Source organism: Candidatus Termitispirillum reticulitermitis, from assembly GCF_054655775.1.
In genome coordinates, this window is sequence record NZ_BAAIHG010000050.1 from 1 (window position 1) to 8,982 (window position 8,982).

The following is an 8,982-nucleotide window of genomic DNA, read 5'->3' on the forward strand; positions in this document are numbered from 1 at the left end:
CCTACCTTGTCATCAGCACCTAGTATGGTATCCCCTTTGGAACGAATAACGCCGTCCACCAGAACAGGTTCAATCCCTACACAAGGCTTTACGCAGTCCACATGGGCATTTAACATTATACACGGCACGTTAGGCAACGTCCCCTTAAAGTATGCAAACGTATTGCCCGCATTGCCACCGATTTTATTCCCAGCGTCGTCTTCTACAATCTCAGCTGCACCTAGCTCTTTCAGTCGTTTTTGCATCAAATCAACGATTTGGCGTTCATCTTTAGTATTACAGGGCATACGCACTAGCTCATAGAACTCTTCTAAAATGCGTTTCTTGTTGATATTGTCCGCCATAATACACCCTCCCTTATAACGCTGGTTCAATCCTACGATATTACGTAATAAGTTGCAAGAGGAATTATTATTTCTTCCCCCCCTCAAACATCGTTGTGTAGATTACACGCGGGTTGACGTGGTTTGCACGTGACAGGTCGCTTATCGTTTTGACATCGTTAGGCACCTTGAAACCTGCTTCACGTAAAGCATTAAAGGCTTTCTCTATATCAAGACCTTCGGATTCTAACACTGTATTGATGGGCATATTCTCTACCCTTGGGTAGCTTATCTTTCGGCTACCGTGTGCGCTTATAGCAATTACGCAGAATATCGTTAATACAAGTGCTATTGTAAGATTGACAACATTCTCCCTTGAGAGGGTATGCGTTTTAATGTAACCCTTTAGGGGTTTGATGTTAAAGTAGGTGTGGTAGCGATATTGGAAACTATGCGAGTTCTTAGGGAAAAGAACATTCCGCACGGCGATATACAGGTGGTATTTACGGTAGCAGAGGAGGGCGGTGTCTATGGCTCTCGCAATATGAACCCCGACTACTTGAAAGCTAAATATGGCTATGCTATGGATGGACCTGGGCACCCAGGCAGGGTTATTTTATCAGCACCCGGACAGTTCAAGATATTCGCTGAGTTCAAGGGGAAGAAATCACACGCTGGCATATCCCCAGAGCTAGGCTTAAATGCAATCGTTATCGCAGCAAAGGCTATAGCACAGGTGCCCGATGGGCGTATAGATAATGAAACTACGTGTAATGTAGGTATGATACAGGCAGGGGAATCAACTAATATCGTGCCTGATAGGTGTCTTGTAACCAGCGAGGTTCGCAGCAGGGACTACGAAAAACTAGAAAAACTGCGCGATAAAATTATTGACACATTCAAACGTGTTGCCAAAGAGAACAATAGCGATGTTGAAATCAAAACAGATAGGGCTTATGCACCATTCAAGCTAAAAGAAACTGATGAAGTAATTAGGGTTGCATTAGAGGCGGCTAGAAATATCGGGTTAGATGATGTTGGCGTTGAGGACGGCGGAGGGGGTAGCGATGCCAACCATATCAATGGCTTTGGCATACCTGTGCCAGCTATGGCTTGCGGTATATTTGGCGCACACACCCTTGAAGAATATACACCTGAATCTGAACTTTACGAAACAGCCGAATGGTGTGTAGAGATTGTAAAAGTAGTGGCTAAAGGAAACTAGTTTGATTTTTTTTGATGATATAAAAATTTGGAGGATTCTATGTTGACAGGAACATCTGCAATTGTGTTCGGTGTCGTTGTTATTTGTGTGGCTGCAGTCTTGTTGGTAAAACAATACGAAACAAGACTTGTGCTTATAGCTGCAGGGCTTCTTATGGCTCTAGTTGCGTTTTCTCCGCTGAAAGCGTTTAGCGGATTCACATCCAATATGACGAGCGGTGGGCTTATTCAGAGCATCTGTTCATCTATGGGCTTTGCGTTTGTTTTGCAGCTCACAGAATGCGACAAACATCTGATTTATGCGTTAGCTAATGGATTAAAACGGGTGCGATTTATCATTATCCCCGGTGCTGCTCTTATAACGTTCCTAATTAACATCTCTATCACCAGTGCCGCAGGTTGTGCTGCCGCTGTGGGCGTGGTGTTAATCCCTCTGTTAATCTCTCAGGGTGTTGCTCCTGCACTAGCTGCATCTGCCATAATGCTTGGCACATTCGGTTCTACGCTTGGACCTGGCAACCCGCACAACGTTATGGTGGCTGATATAGCGAAGATTTCTGTTACCGATGTAATTTCCACCCATGCGGTAGCCAGCTTTGCTTGCCTAGCGGCAGGTGTTGCAGCACTGTTGCTTGTCGGTAGGTTTCGCAAGGAGACTAGTGGTTTTACTAGCCCTGACTGGACTTTTGACGGCAACTTTAATATAAAGCCTTGGCTGTCAATACTTCCGCTAGTTCCTGTAATAATACTTGTAATATTCAATCAAAATGGGGTTCGTGTAGCTCTGCCTTGGGCTAAACAGATTGGCGTTCCGCATGCGATGCTAGTTGGTTCTTTCCTATGTATAGCACTTTCTGGGGCGAACTTTCAGACTGCTACTAAGAAATTCTTTGAAGGCATGGGCAAAGGCTATGCTGACATTATGGGTATAATCATAGCATCAGGCGTATTTATACAAGGTATGACAGCACTTGGTATGATAGATGCGTTTATTAACCTGCTGAAAAGCTCTGCCGATATAGCAAGAATTGCTGCTGCTTATGGTCCGTTTGTGCTGGCAGTACTATCAGGCTCAGGCGATGCTGCAACGCTTGCTTTCAACCAAGCGGTTACTCCGCAGGCGGCTGCAATAGGGATAGCTCCGTCAGATTTAGGTTTCTTGGCATCTCTAACAGGTTCGCTGGGACGCACTATGTCGCCTATAGCAGGTGCTGCCATTATCTGTGCAGGGCTAGCTAAGGTTACCCCGTTTGATATGGCTAAGCGTAATGTATTTGGTATGCTATCAGCTTCTGTAGTTGCTCTAGTGGTGCTGATGTACCTGTAGCGCAAAGCGTTTAGGGAGGTGTATGTGGCTGACTATATAAGTAATAAAGCTAATGAACTGAAAAAGTCTATCATTGGTTGGCGGCGTGACTTGCACAAGCATCCAGAACCGGGCTGGACCGAGTTCCGCACGGCTGCTAATGCTATTAAACGCTTGAAGGAGCTTGGCTACACTATCAAGATGGGCACAGATGTCATTGCAAAGAACTTTATGATGGGTCTGCCGAAACCTGCCCAGCTGGAAGAGGCTCAGGCGCGTGCTATATCGCAAGGGGCGGATGAACAGCTAGTTAAGGCTATGACGGGTGGACTGACTGGGTTCACAGCAGAGATGAAGTTCTCTGATGATAGCACTAAGTTTGGGCTGCGTTTTGATATGGACTCTAACGACCTAACGGAATGTAATGAGTTCACCCATAGACCTGTCAAGGAGGGTTTTGCCTCTATAAATACAGGAGCAACGCACGCCTGCGGTCACGATGCACACGTGGCTGTGGGCGTCCATACAGCTGAAATTGTTGCTGGTATGAAAGACAAGCTGAAAGGCACTGTCCGTTTTATATTCCAACCTGCGGAAGAGGGTCTTCGCGGGGCTGGACCTATGGTGGCGGCTGGAGTCACTAAAGACTTGAACTATATACTGGGCATGCACGTGAGCTTTCAGGCTAATGCAAATGGCAAGCTAGTATGTGGCGGAAAGGGCTTTCTAGCATCTACTAAATGGGATGTTACTTTCAAGGGACAGTCCGCACACGCTGGAGCTGCTCCGCAGGATGGGCATAATGCTCTATTAGCGGCGGCGGCGGCGACACTCAATATGCACGCCATCTCTAGGCACTCAGGTGGCGTGACACGTATAAACGTTGGCAAGATGATTGCTGGTGAGGGGCGTAACGTGGTGCCACCCAATGCATTGCTAGTTATGGAGACACGCGGAGAGACCAGCGAACTGAATAGCTATATGGTGAAAGAGTCTGAACGTATAGTGAAGGCTGCAGCTGATATGTATGCTTGTACTCACTCCATAGAGGTGACAGGTGGCTCTGAAAGCGGACAAAGCGATGAAAAGATGATAGATATAGTTGAAAAGGCTGCTAAAGAGATACCCTACTATACCGACATCACGCGTTTGGCGAATTTCGGTGCTGGCGAGGACTATGCCACTATGATGAGTAGCGTTCAGGAGGCTGGCGGAATAGGCACTTATGTGCAAGTAGGGATTGACAGAACTGCGGGACATCACGATGCTAAGTTTGACATCAACGAAGACGGATTAGTGCCCGCAACTGAGCTAATGGCGCGCAGTGTCTATAATGTATTGAAGAGATAGTTTAGGAGTTTTAGAGATGAACGATTTAGATTTGCTTATAACTTGGTTTGCAACTCTTGATAAAATCGGCGCAAATGAAGACGGCAGTTTCTCACGGCTAGGATACACCGATACCGAAGACGCTATGATAGCCACAGTATTAGGCTTTTCGGAACTGTTAGGTTTCGGTTGCTATACCGATGAGGTGGGCAATACGTTCATATACGATAAGGCTTTAGGGGACAACAGTAAGGTGGAACGAACCCTTATCGCCTCCCATGTTGACTCTGTTGTCTCTGGTGGCAAATACGACGGAGTCGCAGGGGTGCTTGCTGGGCTAATAGTGCTAAAACGCATTAAAGAACAGGGATTGAATATACCTGTCCACGTGGGTATCTTCCGAATGGAGGAGTCTAGCGTGTTTGGCATAGCTACCACTGGTAGCAAGCTGGTAAGCGGACAGATTACTGAAGCTACTCTGAAAAACGCAAAGGAGCAAAACGGCGTTTCGTTATATGATAGGATTAAGGAGTGTGGTTTCAACCCTAACCCGCCTAAAATAACAGGCTTAAAACAATACTTGGAGCTACATATAGAGCAGGGACGCGTGTTGGAGTCTAAAGGGTTAAAGCTGGGCGTTGTTTCTAGCATTGCAGCACCGGTGCGTATGTGGGTGAAGTTCACGGGCAAGCAAGACCATTCGGGTGCAACGCCTATGGACATCAGAAAAGACTCGCTGGTAGCAGCTGCAGAGCTTGTTATTCACGTGGAGCAGGCGGCAACTAACGAGTTGAATAACGCTAGCGTAGGGACTACTGGCATTATCCGCAATACACCGAATGTGTTTAATGTAGTGCCTGGGGAGACCACTCTGGGACTTGATATACGTGGCATAGACAAGGCAAGCAGGCAGCGTGTATTAGAGAGCGTGGAGTTAAAGGCAAAACAGCTCGCCGAAAAGCGTGGGTTAGAGCTAGATATAAACAAGGTGTCATCGTCTGACCCTGTGAAGCTGTCAACCGACCTGCAAAACAAACTATCGGCGGCGGCTAATAAGCTCAACATAGAGCATATTGTTATGCCTAGCGGTGCGGGGCATGATGCGATGAACTTTGTAGATATATGCCCAGTAGGGATGCTATTTATCCCCTGTGTGGATGGTATCAGCCATAACAAGCTAGAATCCGCTAGCATAGCAGACATCGTGGCGGGTTGCGACGTGCTGATGGAGTACTTGAAAAGCAATTAGCGAATTAGTTTATAATACAATACCGAGCTTATTCATAATCGCGCCACCCCCGTGAACAGATTATGACACGTTTTCTTGTTTTATGCTATACTTGTCAGTGTAATGAATAGGTTGCTATTGCAAATTAGGTCTCTATCGCTGACGTTCCCGCATAAAGACTGCTTTACAAGTTTCTCCACATCAGTGTATGACGGGGCACGGATAGCCGTCATCGGCGACAATGGCAGTGGCAAAACGAGTCTGCTAAAAATACTGACTGAGGCGGCGAGTGAACCAAGCTATACAAAAGATATAGTTTATTGTGATGGCGCAACTATCGCCTACGTGCCACAGACCATAGCAGACTATCCGCAACTCAGCGGTGGAGAACGATTTAACGAAGCACTATCCGTTGCGCTTGCTAAAAATCCCGATTTACTAATACTAGACGAGCCTACCAACCACCTAGACGCTGCCAATAGGCAAACGTTGACACGCCTATTAGACAATTTCAGCGGAGCTATCATAGCTGCTTCGCACGATACTGCACTAATCAACAAACTGTTTAGCACTCTATGGCATATTTACAATTCCAAAATTATCATATTTAACGGCACTTATGCAGAATATCGCAAAGATTTAGAACAGAAACGCACCGCCCTCATGCGTGAGGTGTCTGCAATAAAACGTGAAAAGAAACAACTGCACGACGATTTAATGCGCGAGCAGGAGCGGGCAAGCAAACGCAAACAAGCTGGGTTAAAGAAATATGAGAATAAACGTATACTGCTGGCAAAGCTACACGCAATGCAGGACAGTGGCGAGCGCACAAGTGGCAAAAAGCGTTCACATTTATCAGACGACAAACAGCTGTTAGAGGAACGGCTCAGCGAGCTATACACCCCAGAAGTTGTCAAACCTAAGTTCCGATTTACCCATGCGAGCAATAGCAAACAGGCTATTTTACAGATTACTAACGGGACTGTCTCCTACGAAAGCGGTTTTAGCATTGACAATATCAACATCACGCTTGGGGCAACGAGCAGGCTGGCACTAACAGGAACAAACGGCAGTGGCAAGAGCACCATAATACGTGCCATTTTGCAGGAGTCTGGAATTAAACGCACGGGTAGCTGGTTCAGCCCAGAGCGTAAATACATCGGCTACTTAGACCAACACTATGCACACCTTAATGATGAACTGACTGTGCTAGAGAGTGCCAAGCAGGTGGCAAATATACCAACAGCGGAGCTACGCTCTCATCTAAACAGCTTTTTATTCAGAAAGAATGAGGAGGTGAACGCAAAAGTATCTTCGCTATCGGGCGGAGAGAGGGTGCGACTAACGCTGGCACTAATCACGCTAGACACGCCATCGCTCTTGATATTAGATGAAATTACTAATAATATTGACCTTGCGACACGAGAGCATATCGCGCAAGTATTGTTAGAATATACGGGCGCACTCCTAGTCGTATCTCACGATAAGGAGTTTTTGCACACCATAAAAGTATCGGACAGCTGGACTATTCAGTGAATTTTGCTAAAGTAGCGTTCAGCAAAGTCAGCGAGGAGCATATATGAAATCGGAACTCACAAAAATCCCTGGCATCGGGAAGAATATGGCAGAGCATCTGACAAAGGCGGGCTTTCCTACGATAGAGTCGCTAAAGGGCAAAAAAGCTGACGACGTTTACGCCGCTGACTGCATCGCACAAAATAGCACCCTTGATAGGTGCGTCCTTTACTGCTACCGGCTGGCGGTGTATTACGCCGACCATGATGGGCAACTGCCAGAGAACAAATTAAACTGGTACGATTGGAAAGATTGATTTAAGCAACCTAGTCTGATAAACTCGCTATTCAGCAAGTTTTGCAAGAGCCGGGCGTAGTTTGCTGGCAATAGTTGCCGCTACAACTAGCTTCAACACATCAAACGGTATAAACATGAGCACACTCTTAAACGAGTTAAGGAGCGTCACCGCCTTGCCCTGAGCGTAGTTCAGGCTGAGCCAGAGACCGACTATTCCTATGACATATAGCACCACAAGGGCAACCGAACCGCCAAGTATATTACGCCAGAAACTAGGCTTGCCTCTAGCAGATATTAGCCCGTTTGGAATAGAGGAAAACATATAGCCGAGCAAAAAGCCGAATGACGGTTGCAGGATATACGCAGGACCACCACCAGTAGCAAAGACAGGCACACCCACTAAACCAAGTGCTATGTATAGAGCAAACGCAGCAACGGAGAGCTGTGCACCGACTAACATTGGCACAAAGAACACCGAAAACACCGCAAGCGTAAGGGGCATTACAGGAAAAGGTATTCTAATAAACCCACTCACCGTTATAAATGCCGTAAGGACGCCAATAGTAGCTATCTTGTTGTATTTCATAGAACCCCCATATAGACAAACAATAATACCTGTGTAATAATAACAAGTCTTTATAGACTTGTCAACCTAAAATATATAAAGTTAGGTTGACAATATTATGGGTGGTTAATGAATAGTAGCAGAGATAAAATTATAGGGCTTTTACGTAAGGCGGGTAGCAAAAATAATGGCTGGGTGTCTGGCGAAGAGATTGCCCGCGAACTGCATATCAGCCGAAACGCTGTCTCAAAAAATATCAATGGACTGCGGCAGGCTGACTATCTGATAGAGTCAATTGTAGGTTGCGGCTACAAGCTAGTAATTGAATCTGACAGCGTTGACATAGCTGTTATAAAGTCGCAGTTAAAAACTAAAATTATCGGACGTTCTGATTGGGTTTGGTTTGAAGAAACACCATCCACCAATAGAGAGGCAATCATACTGGGTGCTGATAGTGTCCGAGATGGTGCAGTTATTATAGCGACTAAACAGGTAGCTGGGCGCGGACGCAGAGGACACAGCTGGTTCTCTGCGCCGCGAAGCCTACAACTGTCAGTGTTGTTGGAACCTCACGTTGAAATAAACGAGCAAAAACTCACCCATTGGGCGATGAACGCCCTAAATGACACCATAGCGCACTTTACAGGCATATCAGCCAAGCTAAAAGAACCTAATGATGTGCTACTGAATAACAAAAAGGTAGCAGGCGTATTGGTAGACACGCTGACGAGTGGCGGAGAAACAAGCTGGTTTGTAGTGGGTATAGGCTGCAACGTCAACGTTGCCAAGTCAGAATTCCCCGCAGATATTGCGGAACACGCCACATCAATATTTGCCGAATGCGGACGAATACTATCCCGTAATGATTTATATGCACATCTGATTAACAAATTGGACTACTACGTTTATCCCGCTTAGCTATACCAATAAACTCCGCCACGTCTGACATGGCGGAATACTATAACGAAAAGATTTGTCAAAATATCCTATGCTTTATTGTTGACAATATAACCTCTGTTATAATATAGTCTGAATAAATGTAAATACGAGAGGCAAGATATGTTTTTGCGTAGAATGCTGGCACTGCTTATTCCGTTTTCTCTTGCGCGCCGCATAGTGCGTGAGGGGCGCGTGATTGAATACTTTAAGTGGTTCTTTGATAAACGTAATAGAGCACAGGGGGGGGGGGGGGGGG

General features: G+C 46.1%; 8 protein-coding genes and 2 pseudogenes. 7 read left to right on the forward strand and 3 right to left on the reverse strand.

The genetic code is table 11. The annotated features are described in order from the left end of the window. A pseudogene (locus AC1MDJ_RS05700) lies at positions 1 to 344 on the reverse strand (peptidase M20); the annotation flags it as partial. A 67-nt stretch (positions 345 to 411) separates the two neighbouring features. Beyond that, the gene (locus AC1MDJ_RS05705) at positions 412 to 591 is read right to left on the reverse strand and encodes a hypothetical protein (protein ID WP_479689978.1); all 180 of its coding nucleotides are present in this window, start codon (positions 589 to 591) and stop codon (positions 412 to 414) included. A 156-nt stretch (positions 592 to 747) separates the two neighbouring features. Between AC1MDJ_RS05705 and AC1MDJ_RS05710 the strand changes: the two are divergent. The 6 genes and pseudogenes from AC1MDJ_RS05710 to AC1MDJ_RS05735 all read left to right on the forward strand — a co-directional run. Beyond that, positions 748 to 1,548 (forward strand): annotated as a pseudogene (locus AC1MDJ_RS05710) (M20/M25/M40 family metallo-hydrolase); the annotation flags it as partial. A 39-nt stretch (positions 1,549 to 1,587) separates the two neighbouring features. Further along, positions 1,588 to 2,874 (forward strand): C4-dicarboxylate transporter DcuC, encoded by a 1,287-nt coding sequence (gene dcuC, locus AC1MDJ_RS05715; protein ID WP_479689979.1) that lies wholly within the window; start codon positions 1,588 to 1,590, stop codon positions 2,872 to 2,874. Positions 2,875 to 2,898: 24 nt separating this feature from the next. Beyond that, the gene (locus tag AC1MDJ_RS05720) at positions 2,899 to 4,203 is read left to right on the forward strand and encodes an amidohydrolase (protein WP_479689980.1); all 1,305 of its coding nucleotides are present in this window, start codon (positions 2,899 to 2,901) and stop codon (positions 4,201 to 4,203) included. 16 nt (positions 4,204 to 4,219) lie between these two features. Next, positions 4,220 to 5,431 (forward strand): M20 family metallo-hydrolase, encoded by a 1,212-nt coding sequence (locus AC1MDJ_RS05725; RefSeq protein WP_479689981.1) that lies wholly within the window; start codon positions 4,220 to 4,222, stop codon positions 5,429 to 5,431. A 102-nt stretch (positions 5,432 to 5,533) separates the two neighbouring features. Continuing rightward, a complete protein-coding gene (locus tag AC1MDJ_RS05730) occupies positions 5,534 to 6,946 on the forward strand; it encodes an ATP-binding cassette domain-containing protein (protein ID WP_479689982.1) in 1,413 nt (470 codons plus the stop codon). 43 nt (positions 6,947 to 6,989) lie between these two features. After that, positions 6,990 to 7,241 carry a helix-hairpin-helix domain-containing protein gene (locus tag AC1MDJ_RS05735; RefSeq protein ID WP_479689983.1) on the forward strand — a complete coding sequence of 84 codons (252 nt, stop codon included), beginning with the start codon at positions 6,990 to 6,992 and terminating at the stop codon, positions 7,239 to 7,241. A gap of 27 nt (positions 7,242 to 7,268) precedes the next feature. On the opposite strand, the gene AC1MDJ_RS05740 is transcribed toward AC1MDJ_RS05735, so the two are convergent. Then, positions 7,269 to 7,808 (reverse strand): biotin transporter BioY, encoded by a 540-nt coding sequence (locus tag AC1MDJ_RS05740; RefSeq protein ID WP_479689984.1) that lies wholly within the window; start codon positions 7,806 to 7,808, stop codon positions 7,269 to 7,271. Positions 7,809 to 7,916: 108 nt separating this feature from the next. Here AC1MDJ_RS05740 and AC1MDJ_RS05745 point away from each other — a divergent pair, with 108 nt between their 5' ends. After that, positions 7,917 to 8,705 (forward strand): biotin--[acetyl-CoA-carboxylase] ligase, encoded by a 789-nt coding sequence (locus tag AC1MDJ_RS05745; RefSeq protein WP_479689985.1) that lies wholly within the window; start codon positions 7,917 to 7,919, stop codon positions 8,703 to 8,705. Positions 8,706 to 8,982: the final 277 nt, after the last annotated feature.

What these genes read in the sequence shown, in the direction of transcription:
- AC1MDJ_RS05705 (WP_479689978.1), bottom strand. Translation starts at nt 591, where the DNA reads ATGCCCATCAATACAGTGTTAGAATCCGAAGGTCTTGATATAGAGAAA.
- dcuC (WP_479689979.1), top strand. Translation starts at nt 1,588, where the DNA reads ATGTTGACAGGAACATCTGCAATTGTGTTCGGTGTCGTTGTTATTTGT.
- AC1MDJ_RS05725 (WP_479689981.1), top strand. Translation starts at nt 4,220, where the DNA reads ATGAACGATTTAGATTTGCTTATAACTTGGTTTGCAACTCTTGATAAA.
- AC1MDJ_RS05730 (WP_479689982.1), top strand. Translation starts at nt 5,534, where the DNA reads ATGAATAGGTTGCTATTGCAAATTAGGTCTCTATCGCTGACGTTCCCG.
- AC1MDJ_RS05735 (WP_479689983.1), top strand. Translation starts at nt 6,990, where the DNA reads ATGAAATCGGAACTCACAAAAATCCCTGGCATCGGGAAGAATATGGCA.
- AC1MDJ_RS05740 (WP_479689984.1), bottom strand. Translation starts at nt 7,808, where the DNA reads ATGAAATACAACAAGATAGCTACTATTGGCGTCCTTACGGCATTTATA.
- AC1MDJ_RS05745 (WP_479689985.1), top strand. Translation starts at nt 7,917, where the DNA reads ATGAATAGTAGCAGAGATAAAATTATAGGGCTTTTACGTAAGGCGGGT.